Source organism: Actinopolymorpha singaporensis (assembly GCF_900104745.1).
Taxonomy (GTDB): Bacteria; Actinomycetota; Actinomycetes; order Propionibacteriales; family Actinopolymorphaceae; genus Actinopolymorpha; species Actinopolymorpha singaporensis.
In genome coordinates this window covers 1,161,597-1,184,326 of record NZ_LT629732.1, presented here as the reverse complement: position 1 = coordinate 1,184,326, position 22,730 = coordinate 1,161,597, and the positions used below count along the sequence as shown (strand labels likewise).

16 protein-coding genes are annotated in these 22,730 nt (G+C 71.8%); 5 read left to right on the top strand and 11 right to left on the bottom strand.

Features of this window, described 5'->3' with window-relative positions:
* Positions 1-125 precede the first annotated feature (125 nt).
* From BLU27_RS05390 to BLU27_RS05370, 5 genes are all read right to left on the bottom strand, one after another.
* Positions 126-986, bottom strand: coding sequence for a zf-HC2 domain-containing protein (locus tag BLU27_RS05390; protein ID WP_157728250.1), 861 nt, complete (start codon positions 984-986; stop codon positions 126-128).
* Positions 983-1,735 carry an RNA polymerase sigma factor SigM gene (gene sigM / locus BLU27_RS05385; protein WP_092651103.1) on the bottom strand — a complete coding sequence of 251 codons (753 nt, stop codon included), beginning with the start codon at positions 1,733-1,735 and terminating at the stop codon, positions 983-985. The genes BLU27_RS05390 and sigM overlap by 4 nt, the downstream gene beginning before the upstream one ends.
* Positions 1,732-3,480 carry a protein kinase family protein gene (locus BLU27_RS05380; RefSeq protein ID WP_092651101.1) on the bottom strand — a complete coding sequence of 583 codons (1,749 nt, stop codon included), beginning with the start codon at positions 3,478-3,480 and terminating at the stop codon, positions 1,732-1,734. The genes sigM and BLU27_RS05380 overlap by 4 nt, the downstream gene beginning before the upstream one ends.
* Before the next feature lie 113 nt (positions 3,481-3,593).
* The gene (gene murJ / locus BLU27_RS05375; RefSeq protein ID WP_092651099.1) at positions 3,594-5,288 is read right to left on the bottom strand and encodes a murein biosynthesis integral membrane protein MurJ; all 1,695 of its coding nucleotides are present in this window, start codon (positions 5,286-5,288) and stop codon (positions 3,594-3,596) included.
* Positions 5,285-7,627 (bottom strand): DUF6049 family protein, encoded by a 2,343-nt coding sequence (locus BLU27_RS05370; protein WP_157728249.1) that lies wholly within the window; start codon positions 7,625-7,627, stop codon positions 5,285-5,287. Before BLU27_RS05370 ends, murJ begins: the two co-directional genes overlap by 4 nt.
* A gap of 96 nt (positions 7,628-7,723) precedes the next feature.
* On the opposite strand from BLU27_RS05370, the gene BLU27_RS05365 reads away from it, so the two are divergent.
* Entirely contained in the window at positions 7,724-9,172 is a 1,449-nt protein-coding gene (locus tag BLU27_RS05365; protein ID WP_241827796.1) for a CCA tRNA nucleotidyltransferase, read from the top strand.
* A 21-nt stretch (positions 9,173-9,193) separates the two neighbouring features.
* Here BLU27_RS05365 and BLU27_RS05360 read toward each other — a convergent pair whose 3' ends face one another.
* From BLU27_RS05360 to BLU27_RS05350, 3 genes are all read right to left on the bottom strand, one after another.
* Complete coding sequence (locus BLU27_RS05360; RefSeq protein ID WP_092651093.1) at positions 9,194-10,510, bottom strand: MFS transporter; 1,317 nt, start codon at positions 10,508-10,510, stop codon at positions 9,194-9,196.
* A 133-nt stretch (positions 10,511-10,643) separates the two neighbouring features.
* Entirely contained in the window at positions 10,644-11,729 is a 1,086-nt protein-coding gene (locus BLU27_RS05355) for an inositol-3-phosphate synthase (protein WP_092651091.1), read from the bottom strand.
* Positions 11,726-12,427 carry a PadR family transcriptional regulator gene (locus BLU27_RS05350; protein WP_092651089.1) on the bottom strand — a complete coding sequence of 234 codons (702 nt, stop codon included), beginning with the start codon at positions 12,425-12,427 and terminating at the stop codon, positions 11,726-11,728. The genes BLU27_RS05355 and BLU27_RS05350 overlap by 4 nt, the downstream gene beginning before the upstream one ends.
* Before the next feature lie 260 nt (positions 12,428-12,687).
* Between BLU27_RS05350 and BLU27_RS05345 the strand changes: the two genes are divergently transcribed.
* The 4 genes from BLU27_RS05345 to BLU27_RS30230 all read left to right on the top strand — a co-directional run bounded on the left by BLU27_RS05345 (position 12,688) and on the right by BLU27_RS30230 (position 19,073).
* A complete protein-coding gene (locus BLU27_RS05345; RefSeq protein WP_092651087.1) occupies positions 12,688-13,104 on the top strand; it encodes a DUF5318 family protein in 417 nt (138 codons plus the stop codon).
* A 64-nt stretch (positions 13,105-13,168) separates the two neighbouring features.
* Positions 13,169-15,415: a transglycosylase domain-containing protein gene (locus BLU27_RS05340; RefSeq protein ID WP_157728248.1), complete on the top strand. Its 2,247-nt coding sequence runs from the start codon at positions 13,169-13,171 to the stop codon at positions 15,413-15,415.
* Positions 15,416-15,582: 167 nt separating this feature from the next.
* Positions 15,583-16,998 carry a glycosyltransferase family 87 protein gene (locus BLU27_RS05335; protein WP_241827795.1) on the top strand — a complete coding sequence of 472 codons (1,416 nt, stop codon included), beginning with the start codon at positions 15,583-15,585 and terminating at the stop codon, positions 16,996-16,998.
* Positions 16,999-17,444: 446 nt separating this feature from the next.
* Positions 17,445-19,073 (top strand): mannosyltransferase family protein, encoded by a 1,629-nt coding sequence (locus tag BLU27_RS30230; RefSeq protein WP_241827794.1) that lies wholly within the window; start codon positions 17,445-17,447, stop codon positions 19,071-19,073.
* On the opposite strand, the gene tyrS is transcribed toward BLU27_RS30230, so the two are convergent.
* The 3 genes from tyrS to BLU27_RS05315 all read right to left on the bottom strand — a co-directional run bounded on the left by tyrS (position 19,065) and on the right by BLU27_RS05315 (position 22,661).
* Positions 19,065-20,342, bottom strand: a complete 1,278-nt coding sequence (tyrS, locus tag BLU27_RS05325; protein ID WP_241827793.1) for a tyrosine--tRNA ligase — start codon at positions 20,340-20,342, stop codon at positions 19,065-19,067. The two genes, BLU27_RS30230 and tyrS, sit on opposite strands and share 9 nt — an antisense overlap.
* A gap of 140 nt (positions 20,343-20,482) precedes the next feature.
* Entirely contained in the window at positions 20,483-21,517 is a 1,035-nt protein-coding gene (locus tag BLU27_RS05320) for an alanine racemase (protein WP_092651081.1), read from the bottom strand.
* Positions 21,518-21,524: 7 nt separating this feature from the next.
* The gene (locus BLU27_RS05315) at positions 21,525-22,661 is read right to left on the bottom strand and encodes a lipid II:glycine glycyltransferase FemX (RefSeq protein ID WP_092651079.1); all 1,137 of its coding nucleotides are present in this window, start codon (positions 22,659-22,661) and stop codon (positions 21,525-21,527) included.
* Between the last annotated feature and the right edge of the window lie 69 nt (positions 22,662-22,730).

The window sequence follows — 22,730 nt, the reverse complement described above, 5'->3', positions numbered from 1 at the left end:
CCGCCATCCGGTCGCCGTGGACCGGCACGCGCCGTGACGACTGGGTGACATCAGCGAGAAACCGGTCGATGCCGACCACCGGTACGAGCCTCGCAGGGCGAGCTTCGCGGTGCGAGCTGCGGTGGTCAGCGCACCGGCACCTGCGCGGTGCCGACGACGTGTGCGTCCTGCGACGGGCACCCCGCGATGGCGTACGCCCGGACCTCGGGGACGCCCGACGACCCGCCGCTGGTCCTGACCAGTGCCACCGTCACAGGTGTGCCGCCGAAGCGTGCACCGACGGTGTCCAGGAGCGTTCCGCCGGCGCCGGCGGCGTCGAGCACCCGGTCGACGCAGCGGCTGGGGTCGGGGGCGAGGCCGTTGTTGCTCCGGGGACCGAACGGTTTGCCCGGGGGCTTCGGCGTGCCCGCCGCCACGACGGCGCCCACCTCGCTGCCGAAGCGCGCCGCCGAGAAGTTGGTCCCGGCCGCCTGCGCGGTGAAGGCGTAGCTTCCCGGTGGCACCGGTCGTGGTGAAGGGGAGGCGGTCGAAGGTGACGGCGTACGCGGCGCCGTGGTGTGGGAACCACCGGCGACCGGGACGTCGCGCTCGTCGAGGAGGTTGCCGGCCACGCCCGCACCGGCCGCGAGTACGGCCACGCCGGCCGCGACGGCGAGGAGCCGGGACGGACGACGCCATCCGGAACGCCGACCGGCACGGTCACGGGCGGCGGAGAGTGGGGTCACTCCGGGCCGGCCGTCGGCGCGGGCGCGGGCCTCCGCCGCGAGTGCGGACTCCATCCGCTCGGCGACCGCCGAGGGCATCTGGGTGGGGATGGCCGCGCTCTCCCGAAGGAGGTGTTCGAGCTCTGCGTGCGCGTCCGCGGCGGCCGAGCACGCCGCGCAGCCGGCCAGGTGAGCGTCGATGCGGGCGGCCTCGGCGTCGGACAGGAGCCCGGCGTGGGCGGCGGCCAGGGTGTCGTCGTCAACGTGCGGGCCGGCCGTCACTTCGCCTCCCCTCCACGTCGTCGCGTGCCTCCTCGGCGGTGGGTGGCCGAAGGCCAGGGGTGGTCCGGGTCCTGGTCGCTTCGGGTCCCTCGAACGCGTTGGACGTCAGGTGGCGCCGGGTGGTTCCCCCCGGCTTCGGCGGGCTCGGAGACGGCGCCGGCGGTCGGCCGGAGGTGGGCCAGCAGGGGTACGAGCCTGGCCCGGCCACGCGCGCACCGGCTCTTGATCGTCCCGGGGGCGCACTCGAGGATCTGCGCCGCCTCCTCCACGGAGTAGCCCTCCATGTCGACCAGCACGATCGCCGCCCGCTGGTCGGGATTGAGGGAGTCGAGCGCGGTGAGGACGTCGATCCGAAGCTCCTGCACCTCCGCCGGGTCCGGTGGCCGGTCGGCGGCCAGCTCGGCCGCCCGGTCATCCTCGGGCAGCGGGTCGGCCGCCCGGACGGCACGCCGCCTGATGCGGTCCAGACAGGCGTTGACGACGACGCGGTGCAGCCAGGTGGTCACCGCGGAGTCGCCGCGGAACTGGCCGGCGTTGCGGAACGCCGAGATCAGCGCGTCCTGCAGGGCGTCGGCCGCCTCGTCCGGGTCGGACATCGTACGGAGCGCCACCGCCCACAGCCGGTCACGGTGCCGGCGGAACAACGTGGCGAACGCTTCCGGGTCGCCCGCCACGTGGGCCGCGATGAGGTCCCGGTCGGTTGGTGCACCGCCGCCCTCGGCGAGGGTGTCCGGGGTGCTGGTGGTCATCGGCGTACGACGATCTCCGCAATCCCGCCGCGGTAGTCGGAACCGTCGGGCGGCAGTTTGGTCAGCCAGACCAGCAGGAACCGGGTGCGCACCGGTTTGTCCGGGCGCAGCGTCACCTCGCCGCCGGCGCCGTCCTGCTTGGCGATCTGCTGCCAGTCGTCGATGGTGGTCGGTGCGCTCGACGCGCCCTCCGGCGCCGCCCGCAGCTGGACGTCGGTGCCGCCGCTGCGCAGGCTGAGCTCGACCCGGCCGACGTCGACCGGCTTGCCGAGGTCGAACCAGACCCCCACGCCCGGCTTGAGGCCGCCGAGCTGGGGGTTGTTGCGGTAGCCCATGGTCGTCCACATCGTGGACTGGTCACCGTCGTAGGCCTTGGCGACGTCCTCGGGGTGCTCCTCGCCGTTGCCTCCCGGCGGCGGGTCGAAGTCCTTGGCGCCGGTGACCCGAATGGGCGAGCCCGCCGCCGCCGTCTCGGTCTTGGCGGGGGTGGGAGTGTCACCGGCGGTAGGTGTCGTCGAGGGGCCCGGGTTGTCGAAGGCCGTGCTCATCAGTTGCCAGCCGAGCAACCCGGCGCCGGCCAGCACCAACAGCGCCACCAGGGCGGCGGCGATCCGCCACCAGCGTGGCCGCTGCTCGCGCTCCTGCTGCGGGTAGTGCTGTGGTGCCTGCGCGGGAGGAGGCGGGGCGTAGTTGCCGCGCGGGTGCATGGCGGTGTGGGACATGTCGGCCGCCGGAACCCGCTGGGTCTGGTCGCCGAGGTCGCTGCCGTCACCGACCTGCCGGGTGTGGGCCGAGGCACGGCCGTTGAGGTCACCGCGGGCGGCGCCGACCGGCGGGACACCCACCTGGGTGGGTGCGTCGGCGTAGCTGGTCGGCCCGTGCCCACCCGCGTGGAAGCCGGGGTCGTGGCCGCCGCCCGACGGCGAGGTCGGTGGAAGCACCCCCTCGATCGGGGTCATGCCGACGACCTCGGTGAGCGCGGCGGCGATCTGCTGGGGCGTGGTCAGTGGGTCGCCGTGCCGGGGGTGCTCGTCGAGGATCCGCTCGGTGATCTCGTCCAGCGAGCGCGGGACGCCCGCCCGGCACTGCCGCGGCGACAACAGCGTGCCGTCGGCCGCGCGGGGTGCGGCGTTCAGTCCACTGCGCGGGCCGGCCGGCCAGCGCGCGGTCAGCGCGGCGTAGAGGAGCCGGCCGATGCCGACCGCGTCCTCGCGTTGCGGGTCGGTTCCGGTGTCCTCGTCGGTGCGGGCGCCGCTGAGCGCGGCCTGGGTCGCCAGTCCGACGATCTTGATGGAGCCGGTGTCGGTGACCACCACGGCGTCGGGGTCGAGCCGCTCGTGGGACAGTCCCTGGTCGTGGGCGCGGGCGATCGCCTCGCTCACCTCACGGACCAGCAGACCGGCCTGCTGGGGCGGCAACGGTCCGTCGGCCAGCAACGCGCCGAGGCTGCGGCCGGCCACCCACTCGCGGACGACGTAGGCGACCCCGTCGTCACGCAACGCGTCGAGCACCCGGATGAAACGTACGTCGGCGGCGGTCGCGGCCCGCCGGGACGCCTCGAGCAGGTGGTCGACCCGCGGATCGTCCGCGGCCAGCACATGCACGACGACGGAACGTGAGAGGACCTCGTCGATGGCCCGCCAGGTCTGCGCCACCCCGCCGTCGCCGGGCGTCTCCGCGAGAAGCTCGGCGACACGGTAACGACCGGCGAGCGTCACGCCCGGGTCGACATCGGTCGGATGCACGGCCCTCCTGCTCGCCGAGGGACGCCGATCCGTCCCGGACTGTCTGACTGGCGCTTACATGCTAATGCCCGATTGCTCCGAGCGCTCGCCCGGCGACGATCGCCACACGGCCGTCAGGCTGCGGACCGGCCCAGCCTGGCACGGAGGAGGCCGAGGAGCTCGGCGATCTCCCGGACCGCGAAGAGTCTGGCCAGGACAAGGTATCCCCCGAGCAGGACCACTCCACCCACCGCCACCGCCAGTAGTTCCACCAGCGGGGAGTCACCGAGCCCGGCGGTGACCAGCCGGGCGAGGGCGTACGCGAGCGCGCCGGGGATCAGCGCCGCCCCGCCGGCCCGGGCGTACGTGCTGAACAGCCGGCGCCCGTCGACCCCGCCCATCCGGCGGCGCAGCACGACCAGGCTGCCGAGGAACCCGATCCAGTAGCCGAGGCCGTACGACGCGGCGATGCCCACCGTCTTCCACTGCACCGGCAGGACGGAGTAGGCGATCACCGCACACACGATGCCCACCAGCACCACGCCGATCTGGACGAAGACCGGCGTGCGGGTGTCCTCGTAGGCGTAGAAGCCCCGCAGGACGATGTGGTGGCTGGAGAACCCGATCAGACCGAGCGCGAACCCCATCAGGACGTACCCCATGAACCGCGCGCTGGTGTCCCCGCCTCCGTGCAGGAAGAAGAACAGCGCGGTGGTCATGTCCGCGCCGAGGGCGAGGAAGGCGACCGACGCCGGGATGATCGCCACGGCCGTGAGCCGCAGGCCGTACGACAGGTCGTCGCGGACCGCGCCGTTGTCGCCCTCGGCCGCCGACCGGCTCATCCTCGGCAGCAGCGCCGCGACGATGGAGACCGTGATCACCGCGTGCGGGAGCATCAGGATGAGGTAGGCGTTGAGGTACGGCGTGAGGCCGTACCCGCTGTCGTGCCCGAACCTCTCCAGCGCCTGCGCGCTCACCGCGGTGGTCAGCCGGGTGGCCACGATGAACCACACCTGGTTGACCAGGACGAACCCGACGGTCCAGATCGCCAGCCGGCCGGACTTGCCGATGCCGCCGCCCCGGAAGTCGAACCTCGGGCGGAGCCGGAAGCCCGCGCTGCGCAGCACCGGCAACAGGACCAGAGCCTGGACGGCGATGCCGAGGGTCGAGCCGAGGCCCAGCAACAGGATCTGCGCGCCGGTGATCTCCTGCGGGGTGTCCGCGTCGGAGACCACGATGAACGCCACGAAGACCAGGATCGAGACGATGTTGTTGAGGATCGGCGACCACATCATCGGCCCGAACCGCCCGCGGGCGTTCAGCATCTGGCCGAGGATGACGTACAGGCCGTAGAAGAAGATCTGCGGCAGGCAGTACCACGCGAACGTCACCGCGAGGTCGAAGTACGGCCGGTTGGCGGGAGCGTTCATCGCCGCACCGGAGTAGGCGCGCACCAGTAGCGGGGCGCAGACCACTGCCACCACGCTCATGCCGGCCAGAACGAGCGCCGCGAGGGTGAGCAGCCGCTGGGCGAACGCCACGCCGCCGTCCGGGTCGTTCTTCATCGCCCGGACGAGCTGGGGTACGAAGACCGCGTTGAGCGCGCCGCCGGCGATCAGGATGTAGAGCGAGTTCGGGATCGTGTTCGCGAGGTTGAACGTGTCCGCGAAGAACGCCGTGCCGAGGGCCCAGACTAGGACCAGGCTGCGGACGAAGCCGGTGACCCGGGAGACCACGGTGCCGGCCGCCATGACCGCGCTGGCGCGCAGCAGGCTGGTCTGCTCGTTTCGTGGTTCCTTCTTCTGGGGGACAGCGACGTCACCGTTCACCGCTTCGCCTTCGTCATGTCGGGGCCAGGAGAGCCGGGCTGGGAGCCGGGCTGGGAGCCGGGTTCGGAACCAGGCTGGGTGCCGGGATCCTCGTCGTTCGGCTGCGCGGCCTGGCCGTTGGACCGTGCCGGGTCGCCCGGCGTCTCGTCCGGAGCGGGCTCGCCGGGCTCGGTGCCGGGCTCGGTCGCCGCGCCGGGCTCGTCGACCTCGGTGGCCGCCTCGCCCTGACCGCCGGCCGTGGCCCTCCGGGCTGCCGCGGCCGACCGCAGCCGCCGGACGATACGCGTACCGGCCGCCAACAGCAACAGCCCCAGGCCGACGAAGATGACCACCCAGCCGACCTGACCGTAGCCGGTGACCCTGACGAAGAACGGCTGGGTGGCGCCGAACGACGTACCGGAACGGGTCGTCACCCGCGCCTCCATCTGCACCGCGGACCGGACCGCGCTGTCCGACGGAGCCTGCGCCGTCACGCTCACCGTCGCCTTGCGGTTGGGGTCGACGCGCACCGGGTCGATGGGGGCCACCTTGAGCAGTTTGGGGTCGCGGGGGCGCACCTCGAGGCGTACCTCCACCGGCTGGCTGCCGCGGTTCCAGATCGTCACCGGGAAGCGGCCGGTCTGGCTGGACAGGGTCACCAGGCGCGGCGGGACGACCTCGACCCGGCCGATGGCCGCCCGGATCCGGGAGGTCATGGTGTCGATGAGGTCGACCGCGTCGGCGTCGTCGCGCCGCCACGACGTGGAGGCTCCGCGCAGGAACTCCCGATCCAGGGCCGGGCGGGACCGCTCCGGCTCGGCCAGCATGTCCAGCAGCATGGCCGAGGTGGCCGCGAGCTCGCGCAGATGCTCGACCTGGCTCCGGCTGAGCTCGGCCCGGGTGTCGCTGGGAGACGTACGCAGCGGGCCGCCGTAGGCCGTGGGCGCCTGGGACAGCAGCGCGCCGACCGAGAGGGGTCGCAGCCAGGAGACGGACTCGACGGTGCGGAACAACGTGGCGCCGGAGGCACCTGGGTTCCAGTCGCGCGGCATCGCGGCGACCATCCTCCGGAGCGTGGTGGCCGGGTTGCCGCCCTGCATCGCCGCCAGCGCGGTCTCGCTCAGGAACCGCTGCTGGATGCTCACGGGTGAGGACCGCCCGCCCGGTCCGCCGGCGGTCAGGGCCGGGTCGGCGACGAGCGCGGTCACCGCGCCTTCGGGGGTGGCCAACGACGCCACCGGGCTGGACCCGTCCTTGGGCAGCCCGGGCAGGGCCCGCTGGGACAGCAGCACGGTGTGGGCCTTGCTGGCGGCGATCGTCTCCAGGGTGCCCGCGTCGGCGTAGCCCGCACCGGGCCAGACGAGGGTGCCGCCGGACTGGTACTCGTCCGAGGCCTGGTCGGCGGCCCGGACCGCCTGGGGGAAACGGTCGGTGAGGTGGTAGCGCTGCAGGGCGGGGAGGTCGGGGTCGGCGTACGGCAGCATCTTCGCGTCACCGGCAGCGAGCACCCCCCGGGCTCGGTTGAGCCACCGGCGCACGTCGGCGGTCTGGTCGGCGCCGACCCTGGTGCCCGCCGAGGTGGTGAATCCGTCGGACATCCGCCGTGCCTCGTCCAGCAGGGACGGGTCGACGAGGAAGCTGAGACCGTGGTCGGCGCCGAGTTCGAGCAGCCGGCTCAGCCGCCCAGTCGGTGCGAACTCCCCGAGCGCCGGGGTGTCACCGGCGTCGTTGCTCACGGAGGAGCCGCGCATGACGTCGCCGTCGACCAGGCGCGGCTGGTCGGTGACGGGCAGGACGAACGCCACCTCGACCGGCGTCAGCTTGGTGCCCGCCGGGAGGTACGGCAGGAAGGTGCGAGCCCGCCAGGTCTCCCGCAGGCTGGAATCCGGCGTGGTGGCCCGGATGTCGACGCCGACGACGTACACACCCGCCGTGTCCAGTCCGAGTTGCTGCATCGGCACCTTGACGTCGAACCGTGCCGAGGCGTGCGGCCGCAGCCTCGGGGCCACCTGGTCCACGAGGTTCCACGGCTGGTCCATGCGGGTGCCGAGGCGTTCGCCCGGCTCCTCGGCGGCCGCGGCGGTGAGCTCGTCACGGGACGTGAGGGGCGACTGATCGAACCACAACATCGCGTTGACGGTCGACAGCGCCACGTCGCCGGAGTTGACCACCCGGCCGGTGATGCGAAGGTTTTTCGTCCCTTTGGTGGCGTACGGCGTCACGGAGTCGATCTGGATGCGTACTCCCGGCACCTGGGCCGACGCGGGCGTCGCGGCAGCCGTGACCAGGCCGCCGACGCAGGCCAGCAACGCCAGCACCGCCACGACGGCGGTCGCCGACCTTGCTCGACCCGCCAACACGCCTCGATGCTAGGGCATGTCCCTATGCGGGGTGCCTGACTCGGTCCGCGCCCGCCACGGCGTACCGGCACACCCGAGGCCGTACGCTTGCCTCCCGTGTCGACCGACCACCTGAGCGAGGCCCAGCAACGCGGAGTACGAGAACTCCTGCGAATCGCCCCCGTGATCGACGAACTCGGCGCCCGGTTCCAGGCGGCCGGAGCCCAGCTCGCGCTCGTCGGCGGCTCCGTCCGTGACGCGCTGCTCGGCCGCCTCGGCCTCGACCTGGACTTCACCACCAGCGCCCGGCCCGTCGAGGTCGAACGCCTGCTCACCGGCTGGGCCGACGCGGTATGGGACATCGGCCGCGAGTTCGGGACGATCGGCGCCCGCAAGGGCGACTGGACGATCGAGATCACCACGTTCCGCGCGGAGGCGTACGACCCCGACAGCCGCAAGCCCGCGGTCACGTTCGGTGACACCCTGGAGGGGGACCTCGGCCGGCGCGACTTCACCGTCAACGCGCTCGCGGTCAACCTCCCCGACCGGGCCTTCGTCGACCCGTTCGGCGGGCTGACCGACCTGGCCGCCGGGGTCCTGCGTACACCCGGCCGGCCGGAGGACTCCTTCACCGACGACCCGCTGCGGATGATGCGGGCGGCGAGGTTCGCCAGCCAGCTCGGCTTCTCGGTGGCGCCGGAGGTGGTGGCGGCGATCCACGCGATGGCCGACCGGATCACCATCGTGTCCGCCGAGCGGGTCCGGGACGAGCTGGTGAAGATGGTCCTCGGCGCCGACCCCCGTGCCGGGCTGGAGCTCCTCGTGGGCACCGGGCTGGCCGACCACGTCCTGCCCGAGCTGCCCGCGCTGCGGCTGGAGCTCGACGAGCACCACCGGCACAAGGACGTGTACGAACACAGCCTCACCGTCCTCGACCAGGCGATCGCCATGGAGGGGCGGATCGGCAACGGCGGCCCGGACTTCGTGACCAGGTTCGCCGCGCTGATGCACGACGTGGGCAAGCCGGCGACCCGGCGGTTCGAGGACGGAGGCCGGGTCACCTTCCACCACCACGAGGTCAAGGGCGCCCGGATTACCACCAAGCGGATGCGTGCGCTGCGGTTCTCCGGTGACCAGGTGGACGCGGTGTCCCGGCTGGTGGAGCTGCACCTGCGCTTCCACGGGTACGGCGGCGGGGAGTGGACCGACTCCGCCGTACGCCGCTACGTCCGCGACGCCGGTCCGCTGCTGAACCGGCTGCACGTGCTCACCCGGGCCGACTGCACCACCCGCAACCGGCGCAAGGCAGCCGCCCTGCAGCGCACGTACGACCAGCTGGAGGAGCGGATCGCGCGGCTGGCCGAGGAGGAGGAGCTTGCCAGCATCCGGCCCGACCTCGACGGCAACGAGATCATGGAGACGCTGGGGGTCCCGCCCGGTCCGGTGGTCGGCCGGGCGTACAAGCACCTGCTGGAGGTCCGCCTGGACCACGGCCGGCTGGACAAGGAAGCGGTCCGCGCCGAGCTGCTGCGCTGGTGGTCGGAGCAGCCGGAAGCCAGGGCCTGACCGTTGCCAGCGGCCCCTTTGTCAATCTGCGGTTGACTCGGAGGAGGCCGGGGTACGCGGGCGCAGGCCGACGCCGGTGAGCCGGGCGTAGCCGACCGCGGCGGCGACGTAGGTCACCGCGGTGACGGCAAGCACGGTGTACGACCGCCCGGTCGGCGGCAGCGTGAGCGCGGCGCAGGTGGCGGCGAGCACGACGACGACGTTGAACAAGACGTCGTACAACGAGAAGACCCGGCCGCGGTAGACGTCGGCGACGGACTCCTGCACCAGTGTGTCCACGCAGATCTTCACGCCCTGGGCACACAGCCCGAGGACGAACGCGGTCACCAGGACCGCGGGCACGGTGAAGAAGGTGCCCGGCACGACCACCGCGACGGCCCCGACGAGGAGGAGCACCGCGATCCAGGCCTCCTTCCGAATCCGCCGGACCGCGATCGGCGTGAGCAGCGCCGCCGAACCGAACCCCAGCCCGGACACCAGCACCGCGGTGCCCAGGCCCGCGATCCCCGCGGCGGCGTCACCCGCGCCGAAGTAGTTGCGGTAGAGCAGGATGATCGCCACCGTGCATAAGGTGAAGAAGAACCGCTGGACCGCGATCGCGGCCAGGCCGAAGGCGGCCGGCCGGCACGCCACCACGTGCCGCGCCCCGTCGGCCAGGCCGTGCAGCACGTGCCGGACCGTCGCGGCGACCTCGGCGTGTGCCGCCGCGAGGTCGGGACCCAGCATCGGTCGCGGGATCCGCAGCACCAGCAGCGCGCCGGCGGCATAGCCCAGACTGGCGAGGACCAGCACGACGTACTCCGCGGTTGCCGGGGCTCCCCACCCCAGGGCGGCCACGGTCGAGCCCACGCCCAGGCCGACGAGGTAGGCGAGCGTCCCACAGGTCGGCGTGACCGCGTTGGCCAGCACCAGGCGTTCGTTCGAGACCACGTGAGGGAGGGCCGCCGAGAGCGCGGCGAGCAAGAAGCGGTTGACAGACAGACAGGCGAGGACGGCGAGGACGAACAACGGTCCCTCGCCGCCCCCACGCGTCACCGCCAGGACGAGCAGCACCACCACCGCGCGAACGGCGTTGCACCACACCATGGTCTGTCGCCGCGACCAGCGGTCCAACAGCACACCACAGAACGGTCCGAGCAGGGAGAACGGCAACAACAACACCGCGAAACCGACGGCGATCGCGGTGGCGGACGGCTGGCGTTCGGGAGAGAACAGGACGTACGACGCGATCGCGACCTGGAAAACCCCGTCGGAGAACTGCGAGACCAGCCGGACGGCGAACAGCCGCCGGAAGAAGCGGTGCCTCAGCAGGGTCGTGAGGTCGCGCAGAAGCCGCACTCCAGCAGGGTAGGTGGAGCAGCCGGCTCAGCGCTCGACCGCTCGCTCAGCGCTCGACCTCCGGTCCTATGGTCGAGGTCTCGGCTTCGCTTGCTGCGCGGACGGCTCGTTCCTCGCCGGCCACTCCGCTCGCTCAGCGCTCGACCTCTCCGCGGATGAACTTCTCCACCAGCTCCCGCGCCACGTCGTCGGAGTACTGCTCCGGCGGGCTCTTCATGAAGTACGATGAAGCCGACAGGATCGGCCCGCCGATGCCGCGGTCCTTGGCGATCTTCGCCGCCCGGATCGCGTCGATGATGATGCCGGCGGAGTTGGGCGAGTCCCAGACCTCCAGCTTGTACTCCAGGCTGAGCGGGACGTCGCCGAACGCCCGGCCCTCCAGCCGTACGTACGCCCACTTGCGGTCGTCCAGCCAGGGCACGTGGTCGCTCGGACCCACGTGTACGTTGCGCTTTTCCAGATGGTGCGGGATCTGCGACGTCACGGACTGGGTCTTCGAGATCTTCTTCGACTCCAGCCGGTCCCGCTCCAGCATGTTCATGAAGTCCATGTTGCCGCCGAAGTTGAGCTGGTACGTGCGCTCCACCACGACGCCGCGGTCCTCGAACAGCTTGGACAGCACGCGGTGTGTGATCGTCGCACCGACCTGGCTCTTGATGTCGTCGCCGACGATCGGCAGCCCGGCCTCGGTGAACTTCGCCGCCCACTCCGGGTCGGTGGCGATGAACACCGGCAGGGCATTGACGAACGCGACCCCCGCGTCAATGGCGCATTGCGCGTAGAACTTGTCCGCCGCCTCCGAACCCACCGGCAGGTAGGAGACCAGCACGTCGGCCTCGGCCTCGCGCAGTGCGGCCACGATGTCAACCGGTTCTTGCTCGGACTCGCTGATCGTCTCCCGGTAGTACTTCCCGAGGCCGTCCAGGGTGTGACCGCGCTGCACCGTGATCCCGGTCGGCGGTACGTCACAGATCCTGATCGTGTTGTTCTCGCTGGCCCGGGTGGCGTCGGCGAGGTCGAGGCCCACCTTCTTGGCGTCGACGTCGAACGCGGCGACGAACTCCACGTCCCGCACGTGGTAGTCGCCGAACCGCACGTGCATCAGCCCCGGCACCTTCTGGGAGGGGTCGGCGTCGCGGTAGTAGTGGACTCCCTGGATCAGTGATGTCGCGCAGTTTCCCACGCCGACGATGGCAACCCGGATCGACTGCGGGCTCATGAACCCTCTCCTCGGTCTGGTCGGTGCTCTTGGGTGCGGTGCACCTGGATGTGGTGGTCTTCGGTGCGGTGCTCTTCGGTGCGGTGCTCTTCGGTGGGGTAGTACCCAGGAGCGGCCCGGTCTGTGACGGCCGGGCGGCCCACGCGTTCGGAGGCGATCAGGTCGCTGAGCCAGTGCACCTCCCGCTCGACGGACTCCACGCCGTGTCGCTGGAGTTCGACGGCGTAGGTGTCGAGGCGTTCCTGCGTACGGTGAAGCTGGGCCCGGGTGCGGTCCAGGCGCTCCTCCAGCCGCCGGCGCCGGCCCTCCAGGATGCGCAGTCGCACGGCCGCGTCCGTACGCGCGAAGAACGCGAAGCGGACGCCGAAGTTGTCGTCGTCCCAGGCGGACGGACCCCCCTCGGCCAGCAGTTCGGTGAGGCGCTGCTCTCCGGCAGGGGTGAGGCGGTAGACGATCCGCGCCCGTCGCCGGGCGGCGGTGCCGGCGGTGGTCCGGTCGTCGCCGTCGGCGGGGGAGTCCTCGCGGACGCAGTCCCGGGCGAGAAGGGACTTCAGGCAGGGGTAGAGCGAGCCGTAGGACAGCGCGCGTCCCCATCCGAACCTCGCGTTGAGGCGCTTGCGCAGCTCGTACCCGTGCATCGGCGCCTCGTGCAGGAGGCCAAGGACCGCGAGCTCGAGGACGCCGCCGCGGCGTGCCATACGTCTCACCGTCCCTGTTTCCCTGTTCGGCGCCTCCAGGTGGCGCCGCACCGCGATGTCCGGTCTGCCGGACTCGCACCCTTTGCACATATCGAACTGATACATCGTGCCGAGATGTTCGGACGATAGAGCCGGGCGGTACGGCAGCGCAAGAGGTGGCCGTCCCGGGACCGATGGTGGCCGGGCCGATCGGCAGGTTTGATCGCCGCACTCGCGCCGCGGCACTCGACGCTCCAGCCGAAGGCCGTACTCTCGTTGGCATGTGGTCCCAACGGTCGGTGGTCGATTACAGCCTGCAGAGGAAGGCGACGCTGCGGGCGCTACGTGGTGGCCACGCGACCGTGATGGAGGACGTGTGCGACGCCGATCCCTACCTTCTCCGAGCGGCGAAGTTTCACGGGGAACCAACCGACCGGCCCTGCCCGATCTGCCGGAAGGAGAAGCTGACCCACGTCACCTACGTCTTCGGTGACGAGCTCGGCCAGTACTCCGGCCGGATTCGGCAGACGCCCGAACTGGAGCGGATGGCCCGCGAACACGGCGAGTTCCGGGTCTACGTCATCGAGGTCTGCCAGAGTTGCTCGTGGAACCACCTCACACTTTCGTACGTCCTCGGTGACGGTGTGCCACGGCGACCGCCGCGCCGGCAGCGCACAGTCGAGGACGAGTACTCCTAGCCCGGCTATCTGCCGTACCCTCGGCATCGCCAATCCGCTGTCGGGCAACCCCTGGAACGACACCGTGACACGCAGACACGAAGACAGGTATGCCGACGACCACACCACAGTGGACGTCTACGGCGAGCAACGCGGGGAACGGGGACCTCGCGGGCACCGCCAAGCCCACAGGCGACCCAGGCGACCCAGGCGGCGCCTGCGGCGCTTTCTGCTCGGCTGCCTGTTCGCCTTCCTCGGGCTCGCCATCCTGGGCGTCGCGGCGTTCGTGATCGGCTACGCGCGTACGTCCGTCCCGGACCCGAACGCGATGCTGGACTCGAACACCACGACGATCTACTACAACGACGGCAGGAACATTCTGGGCTCCTTCCACGCCCAGAACCGCATCTCCGTGCCGCTGGACCAGGTGCCCAAGAACACCCAGGACGCGGTGATCGCGGCGGAGAACCGCAGCTTCTGGACCGACCGCGGCGTCTCGCCGAGCGGCATCGTCCGCGCCGCGTGGAACACCGCGCGGGGTCAGAACGTCCAGGGTGGTTCCACGATCACCCAGCAGTACGTCAAGAACTACTACCTGACCCAGGAACAGACCTGGACCCGCAAGGTCAAGGAACTCTTCATCACCCTGAAGGTCCAGCGGCAGTTGTCCAAGCAGGAGATCCTGCAGAACTACCTCAACACCAGCTACTTCGGCCGCGGCGCGTGGGGCATCGAGACCGCGTCGCAGGCGTACTTCGGCAAGCATGTGCAGGAGCTCAAGCCCCCGGAGTCGGCGGTGCTGGCGTCCCTGCTGCGGGCACCGTCCATCTACGACCCGGCGGTCGACCCGACCAATCGTCCGCGGCTCGAGGCGCGCTACCACTACGTGCTCGGCGGGATGGCCAAGCTCGGGCACCTGTCCACCGCCCAGGCCGCCCAGGAGCCGCTGCCGAAGATCAAGCCGATCCGCAAGAGCAGCAACTACGCCGGGCCGGGCGGTTATCTCGTCACGCAGGTACGCAAGGAACTGGTCAAGCTCGGCTACAGCGAGCAGCAGATCGAGACCGGCGGCCTGCAGGTCACCACGACCGTCGACGCCAAGGCTCAGCGCGCCATGCAGCACGCGTTCGCGAAGAACTTCCCGAAGAAGAACGCCAAGGGTGTGTACGCGGGCGGCGCCGCCGTGCGTCCGGGCACCGGCGAGGTGGTCGCGATGTACGGCGGGAAGGACTACATCAAGCGCCAGTTCAACGACGCCACCCAGGCCAAGCTGCAGCCGGGCTCGACGTTCAAGTCGTTCGCCCTGGCCGCCGCGCTGGAGGACGGTGTGTCCCTGCGCAGCCGGTTCGCCGGCAACTCGCCGTTCGAGCTCGACAACGGTGACGAGGTGCGCAACGAGTTCAACCGCGACTACGGCCGCTACGTCGACCTGATGAAGGCCACCCGCGACTCGATCAACACCGCCTACGTCGATCTCACCGTCAACAAGATCGGCCCGCCGGCGGTGTACGACGCGGCCGTGCGCGCAGGCGTCCCGGCGAACTCTCCCGGCCTGGAGAAGCACGCGAAGATCGCACTCGGTTTCGCGTCGGTGTCCCCGATGGACATGGCCAACTCCTACGCGACGTTCGCGGCCGAGGGCAGGCGCGCGCCGTGGCACCTCGTGGACAAGGTCACCGCGCCGGGCGGCAACGTGCTGCACGAGACGAAGGTGCAGGACAAGCGGGAGTTCTCCAAGCCGGTGGTCCGCGACGTCGACTACGCGCTGCAGGACGTCGTGAAGCACGGCAGCGCGGAGGAGGCGGCGCAGAACCTCGGCCGCCCCGCCGCAGGCAAGACCGGCACCCACGAGGACCAGACGGCGTGGTTCGTGGGCTACACCCCGCAGTTGTCCGCGTCGGTGGCGTTCTACAAGGACGCGAACGGCGACGGGAAGAAGGAGTCGCTGGACAACGTGGGCGGGATGAACACGTTCTTCGGCGGCGGCTACCCGGCGCGGATCTGGGCGCAGTTCATGCGTGAGGCACTGGCCGGCCAGCCGGTACGCCAGTTCCCGCCGCCGGCCAAGCTCGGGAAGGTCGTCAACCCCAAGCCGACCTTCACCCCGCCGCCGCGTCAACCCCGGCCGACGCTCACCCCGACGCCGACCCCCACCCCGACGCCGACACCTACGGCGACTCCGACTCCCACGGACACGCCCACGCCGACCCCGACCTTCACCCGGAAGCCGCCGGGTCCGAAACCCAAGCCGACCAACACTCTCCCCATCCCGACGCCCACCTCGTCGCCCAGCCCGACCAAGACCAAAGGACCCCACAGGCCGTTCCCCTGATCCTGGGCCCGGACCGGAGGCGGCCCCCGCGGACCGGAGTCGAGGGGGCGTTCGGACCCGTTGACCCGGGGTGGGTCGTTCGGCGCGCCGCCGGGAGGGTGCCCACCCGGTCAGCGCGATAGGGCACGATGGGCTCCGACGTGACGCCGGACCCAACGGAGGCGCAGGTGAGCAGGAGTCCCTCCCGGGAGGATCCCCTGGCCCGCCTGGCCACGACCTGGCTCGGCGGACCGGTCGGTCTGCACGCACGCCTGGGTGGCACCCGGTGGACGCCGCTGGCGGTGGCGTTCGCGGTGACGACGGGGATGTTCGTTCTCGGCGTACTCCAGAAGGTGCCGTGTCACGGCGTCGGCTGGCCGCGCGAGTCCGGCTTCGCCTTCAGCCATCTCTGCTACACCGACGTGCCGTACCTCTACCGCGAGCGCGGCTTCGCCCAGGGCAACCTCGCCTACCTAGACACCGGCAACTACCCGCCGCTGGAGTACCCCGTCCTGACCGGCGTGGTGATGCAGGTGACCGCCTGGCTGACCCAGGCGTTCGGGTCCGGGGACGCGATGCGCGACAGCGTGCTGTACTTCGATCTCACCGTCGTGTTCCTGTTCGCCTGTGCGCTGGTGACCGTGTGGGCGCTCGCCCGGCTGTGCCTGCGCCGGCCGTACGACGTGTTGTTCTTCGCGGCCGCACCGGTGCTCGCGCTGGCCGGCACCATCAACTGGGACCTCGCCGCGGTCGCCCTCACCACCTGTGCGCTGCTGGCCTGGTCGCGGTCACGCCCGTATCTCGCCGGCATCCTGATCGGCCTCGGCGTGGCGGCGAAGTTCTACCCGCTGCTGTTGCTGGGCCCGCTGCTGGTGCTCGCCCTGCGCACCGGCCGGATGCGGTTGTGGGCGACGACAGCGCTGTCGGCGCTGGCCGCGTGGCTGGTCGTGAACCTGCCGGTGATGCTGCTCGCGGAGAGTAGTTGGGCGGTGTTCTGGTCGTTCAACACCGCGCGGATGGGCGACTTCGGGTCGATCTGGTACGTCCTCGGGCTGGCCGGGCACCCGGTCAAGGCGGTGAACACGCTCTCCCTCGGGCTGTTCGGGCTGGCCTGCGCCGGGATCGCCGCGCTGGGAATGTTCGCGCCCCGGCGACCCCGGCTGGCGCAGCTCGCGTTCCTGACGGTCGCGGCGTTCCTGCTGGTGAACAAGGTCTACTCACCGCAGTACGTCCTCTGGCTGCTGCCTCTCGTGGCTCTGGCCCGGCCGCGGTGGCGGGACTGGACCATCTGGCAGGTCGGCGAACTCCTCTACTGGCTGGCCATCTGGCTCCACCTGTCCGGCAGCCTGGCCGCCGGGGGCGCGGGACGGCTCTACTGGCTCGCCGTCGTGGTCCGGGTGGCGACCACCGGCTACCTGTGCGTGCTGGTGGTCCGCGACATCCTGCGGCCGTCCGCCGACGTCGTGCGGGCCGGCGACCTGGTCGACGACCCGACCGGTGGGCCCTTCGACGAGGCGGCCGACGCGGACTGGTGGCGGGGAGGACGCTCCTGGAGGCCGGAGCCGACCGAACGGGCCCTGCACGAGGAGGGTGTGGCACGGTGAGCAACCGACGCAGGTGGACCGAGGACCCGCCGGACGGACCCGGCCGCGGTAGCGGCCGTCGTGGTGAGGGTGGCCGTCGTGACGGCGGTCCTGGCGGTGGCCGAGCCGCGGGTCGCGGCGGTTCCGGTGGCCCTGCTGGACCCGATCGGTGGGACGAGCGGTCCCGGTCCGGTGACCGGTTTCCGAGCCGGCCGGCCAGGCGGCGCGCCGAGGGCGGCCCGGACTGGCAGGAGGCGTTGGCGCCACCGCGTCCTGGCGAGCCGGCGGGCGCCCGGACGCCCCAGCCAGGTGCGCCGGCGCCCGGCCGCCGCCGTCGGGAGAACGTCCCGCCCGAAGCCGAAGGGGACCTCTGGCGCAGCGGAGGTGCCGGCGTTTCAGGCGGTTCGGGCAATGCCGGCGGTGCGCCGCCGTGGGACACGCCGGACTGGGACTCACCGGACTGGACCATGCCGGAACGCAGTACTCCGGAGTGGGCGCTCGACGCCGGACCCGACGACCGGGCGGCCGGTGGCAGCGGCCGGGACAACCGTTCGGGCGACAGCGTCGGCGAGGATGGGCAGGGCCGCGGCCACCGGCCGCGACCCTGGTGGACGGACGAACTGGACGGCCCGGGAAGCGTTGCGTACGGCGAGCCGTCCCCACCGCTGACGCCGATGGGTGGCACCCCGGCGCCGACGTCCGCCCCGGCCGACCGCGAGGCGCACCGGCCCGTCCAGCAGGGCCGGCGGGACGAGGCGAGCCAGGCGAGCCGGCAGGGCGGGTCGGAGCCGGCGAACGAGCCGGCGGCCGGTCGCTCCGGTCCGGCCGAGCCCACCGCGAGGTCCGGCCAGGCCGGCCGGGCCGGCCAGGCCGAATCCGCCGGGGCGGCGTCGGGCACGCAGCCCGAACCCCGCGCCACCTCGCCCGCGCGTGAGCCGCGGGGTTCCTCCTGGCTCGGGTGGTTGCCCGAACGCCTTCGGCCGGCACCCGGTGACCTGCGGGTGCTGGCCTGGTGGGCGCTGACCCGCGTCGGCATCCTGCTGGTCGCGATGACCGGACCATGGCTGTTCCACGGCACCGGGAAGATTCCCGGCTTCTGGGACTCCTGGAAGCAGTGGGACTTCTGGCACTTCGACCGGATCGCGACGTTCGGCTACTTCGCACCGGGCTGGAGCACGCCGATCGAGGCGTTCTTCCCCGGCTTCCCGATGGTGTTGCGGCTCGGCGCCCTGGTCGGGATTCCCACCGTGGTGGGTGGCGTGGTGGTGTCGTTCGTCGCCGGAGGTGTCGCCGCGGTCGCGCTGGCCCGGCTCGCCGACCGCGAGTGGGGACCGGGTGCGGGACGGTACGCCGCGGCGATGTGGATGCTGGCCCCGCCCGCGATCTTCCTCGCGGCGCCGTACACCGAGGCGTTGTTCCTCGCCCTGGCGATCCCCGCCTGGCTGTCCGCCCGCCGGGGCACCTGGTGGCTCGCCGGCGTGCTCGCCGCGGGCGCGTGCTCGGTCCGGGTGTCGGGCATCTTCCTGGTCGTCGCGCTGGCGGTGGAGTTCCTCACCTCCGGGCGCCGGAAGCAGTGGCTTTCCGGGCTGTGGCTGGCGCTGCCGGCGGTACCGGTGCTCGGCTACATGGCCTTCCTCCAGGCGAACACCGGCGACTGGCTGCGGTGGTACCACGCCCAGTCGCAGGGGTGGTACCGCGGGTTCACCCCGCCGTGGGACGCGTACTTCAACACGTGGAACGCCGCGATCGGGCACACCGCGTTCGGTGACGTGAGCGACGCGCTGCGGGCCAACTTCGAGTGGATGTTCCGGGCCGAGCTCGTGGCCATGCTGCTCGGCCTGGTCGTCACGGTCGTCCTGCTGACGCTGCGCCGGTGGGGCGAGGCCACCTGGGTGGGCGTGCAGGTGGCGGCGTTCGCGACGTCGTACTGGTTCTTCTCCGTTCCCCGCTCCACGCTGCTGTGGTTCCCGCTGTGGATCGGCCTGGGTGCGCTGGCGGTCCGGCGGCCGTGGGTGTGGCGGGCGTACGCCATCCTCGCTGTGCCGTTGTTCGGGATCTGGGCGGCCGCCTACCTCACCGGCCGCTGGTCAGGCTGACTCCGCGTTCCAGGTGAGCCGGAACCACCGCCGCCGGCCGATCCGGAGCAGCGCGCCCTCCCCGGTGCCGGCCGGCAGCACCTCGTCCACATCGGCCAGCACGCGCTCGTCCAGGCGTACGCCGCCCTGGTCGACCAGCCGCCGGGCGGCGCTGCGGCTCAGGTCCGGCTGGGCGAGGCAGACCAGGTCCCACACGGTGAGCCCGCCACCGCCCGCACTGTCCGCACCGTCCGCACGGCCGGGGGCGACGGGCAGCACCGGTACGTCGGTGGGTTCGTGCCGGGCGGAGAACGTCGAGCTGAACCACTCGCGTTCGGCCGCCGCCCGCTCCGCTCCGTGGTAGCGCGCGACGACTGCCTCGGCGAGGCCGAGCTTGGCGTCCCGGACCTCCCGGCCACCGCGTTCCACCGCCTGCCGCGCCTGATCCACTCTGGCCATCGGCACGGTCGTGTAGACCTCGAGGTAGCTGGGGACGAGCGCGTCCGGGATGCTCATCAGCTTGCCGAACTTCTCCCGCGGCGGGTCTGTCAGCGCGACGTAGTTGCCGAGGCTCTTGGACTGTTTGGCCCGGCCGTCGATCCCCGGCGTGATCCTCGTGGTGATCACCACCTGCGGCTTGCCGCCGAGCCGCTGCTGGTAGTGCCGGCCGAGCATCTCGTTGAAGAGCTGGTCACTGCCCACGATGGTGAGGTCGGAGCGCATTGCCCACGAGTCGTAGCCCTGCAGGACGGGGTAGACGAGCTCGTGCATGGCGATCTCGCGGCCCTCGGCGACCCGGCGGCGGAACATGTCCCGGGCCATCAGCTGGCCGTGGGTGACGTGGGAGAGCAGGGTCAGCCAGTCCCGCGTGGTGAGGGTGTCGTACCACTCGGAGTTGCGGCGTACCTCGAACACCTCCGGCTCGGTACGCAGCACCATGCCGGCCTGCTCGAGGAACGCCCCGGCGTTCGCCTCGATCTCCGCGCAGGGCAGGACCGGACGGGTCTCCGTGCGGCCGGTCGGGTCGCCGACCTGGGTGGTCACGTCACCCAGCAGGAAGACCACCGTGTGGCCGGCGTCCTGCAGGCGGCGCATCATCCACAGGTTGACCGCGTGGCCGAGATGGAGGAACGGCGCGGTGCAGTCGACGCCGTACTTGATCCGCAACGGGCGGCCGGAGTCGAGCAGGGCCTGGAGCTCGGGACGGCTCACCACCTCGTCGGTGGTGCGGGCGAGGTCGGCGAGCAGGCCGGAGCGGTCGGCGGCAGAGCCGCCCATGGTGGCAGACACGGGTCGGGATCCTTCGAGGTCAGCAGCGGAGGGCGCACCCTGACGAGGGCGGCCCGGGGACGGCGCGTCAGCGCCGATATCGCTGCTGGGTCCCGATCACGCGAGGAAGCCTAGCGGACAGCCGGGAGCGAAGCCGAGGATCAGTCGAGAACGACGCGGTCGAACTTCGTGATCGCCATGCCGACGTTGACCGCAAGCTCGGCACCCACCTCGGGCGGGCCGACCGACTCCGGCAGGAAGAGCACGCTCACCTGCATGTGCGGCGGCTCGGCGAACCACCGCCGCTTCCCGGCCACGGTGTACGGCGACAACGCCCGGCCGGACGCCTCCAGCCCGCTGGCGGCCAGCACCCGGGCTCTGGTGCGCAGGTCGGCGACGTGGCTCGGCGCCTCCAGCGCGATGCCGTGGGCGGTGCCCCCGCTGACGACGACGAGATGTCCGGCGCCGGGCACCCGGCGCCCGCGGTAGCCGAACCGGTCGCCCTTGCTCACCGGGTGCACGTCGAGCACGTGCGCCCGCGCGGCGTAGGCCTCGCGGTCGGCCAGCCACAGCCGGGTGCCGATCCGCGACCGGATCTCCAGGCCGGGATGGGCGGCGGCGAGCGTGCCGAGCTCCTCCGCCGTCACGTGGGAGACGAACAGCCGGTCGTACGCCACCCCGGCGTCGGCGAGTCGTTCGATCCAGGTGGTGACCTCCGGCCCGTGCTGCCCGGCCGACGGCAGCGGCAGGTGCAGCGCGAAACCCTCGCAGCGCACACCCTCCAGCAGCTTCACAACGTCGGCGAGCTCGCCGACGGGCACACCGTGCCGGCGCATCGAGGTGAACAGCTCGACGACCACGCGGGGGCGTCCGGGACCGTCGGCCAGGGAGCGCAGGTCGGCCACCCGGCTCACGGTGGAGACCACCCGCGGGTCGTCCGGCACCTCGTCGAAGGGCCGGATCGGGGTCAGGACCAGCAGGTCACCGGCGAACTCGTCGCGGACCGCTGCCAGTTCCTCGTACGTCCCGACGGCCAGAGTCTCCACGCCCATCCGGCTCGCCTCGGCGGCCAGCAGCGCGTGCCCGAAGCCGTAGCCGGTGCCCTTGACCACCGGGACCAGCCGTGGGTACGCCGCGGCGACGGAGTCCAGGTGGCCCCGCCAGCGGGCCGAGTCGACGTGCAGCGTCAGCGACATCTGCGGGCTACCCCCGTCGGCGCATGTAGAGGTCGAAGGCGGAGTACAGCAACCGGGAGATCGGCAGGTCCCACTCGCCGAGGTACTCCGCGGCCTCCCCGCCGGTGCCGAGCTTGAACTGCAGCAGCCCGAAGTGGGAGTCGGACTCGTCCATCGTGTCGGTGATGCCGCGCAGGTCGTACACCCGCGCGCCCGAGGACAGGGCGTCCCGGATCATCTCCCACTGCAGCGCGTTGGACGGTCGGACGTCGCGCTTGGCCGTGGACGACGCGCCGTAGGAGTACCACGCGTGGGTGCCCACCTGGACGCCGATGGTGGCCGCGGCCAGCTCGCCCTCGTGGTGGGCGAGGTAGAGCTTGGCGCGCTCGGGGTTCTCTGCGTTGAGGGCGCGGAACATCGTCACGAAGTACGCAAGCGGGCGCGGGGTGAAGTGGTCGCGCCGGGCGGTCTCGACGTACAACTGGTGGAAGGCGGGCAGGTCGTCGGCCGTGCCTCGGCTGACCTCGACGCCGGCCTTGGTGGCCTTCTTGATGTTGCGCCGCCACAGTTGGTTCATCCCGGCCAGGACGGCCTTCTCGTCGCGGTCCTCCAGCGGCAGCTGGAAGACGTAACGCGGCTGCCCGGCTGCGAAGCCGGAGGCGTTCTCGGCCGGGGGGCGCCAGCCCAGGGACCGCAGCTGGTCGGCCACGGCGAGCGCCGTGTGGTCGCTGTGGTCGGGGGTCACCTCACCGAGGGTGCGTGGCGCCGAGCCCTCCTCCGCCAACGCGGCCTTGACGGTGGCGGCGGACCAGCGGCGGGTGATCACCGGCGGGCCCATCCGGATCCCGAAGGCGCCCTGCGCACCCACGTGCTCGATGAGCGGCGTCAGCCACCGGCTCAGGTCGCCGTCGGTCCAGTCGATCACCGGGCCCTCGGGGAGGTAGGCGAGCGACCGGCGCATCCGGGGCAGCCGGCGGTAGAGGACCAGGCCCGCGCCGATGACCTTCTCACCCTCGTCGCCGGCGTCCACCCAGCCGACCGACTCCGCTCGCCACTCGCGCTTCACCTCGCCCCAGGCAGGGGTCTGGAGGAAGCTGGCCGACTCCCGGGACTCCAGGAAGGCCAGATGCTCGGCAGGGGTGAGAGTTCGTACGCGCAGGACCACGCAGGCGAGGCTACCGGTCCCTGGCCGCCCGCGCGCCCGGCCGGGCTGGCTTCCCGGGAAGCAGGAATC

What these genes read in the sequence shown, in the direction of transcription:
- sigM (WP_092651103.1), bottom strand. Translation starts at nt 1,735, where the DNA reads ATGACCACCAGCACCCCGGACACCCTCGCCGAGGGCGGCGGTGCACCA.
- BLU27_RS05355 (WP_092651091.1), bottom strand. Translation starts at nt 11,729, where the DNA reads ATGAGCCCGCAGTCGATCCGGGTTGCCATCGTCGGCGTGGGAAACTGC.
- BLU27_RS05350 (WP_092651089.1), bottom strand. Translation starts at nt 12,427, where the DNA reads ATGGCACGCCGCGGCGGCGTCCTCGAGCTCGCGGTCCTTGGCCTCCTG.
- BLU27_RS05345 (WP_092651087.1), top strand. Translation starts at nt 12,688, where the DNA reads ATGTGGTCCCAACGGTCGGTGGTCGATTACAGCCTGCAGAGGAAGGCG.
- BLU27_RS30230 (WP_241827794.1), top strand. Translation starts at nt 17,445, where the DNA reads ATGCCGGAACGCAGTACTCCGGAGTGGGCGCTCGACGCCGGACCCGAC.
- BLU27_RS05320 (WP_092651081.1), bottom strand. Translation starts at nt 21,517, where the DNA reads ATGTCGCTGACGCTGCACGTCGACTCGGCCCGCTGGCGGGGCCACCTG.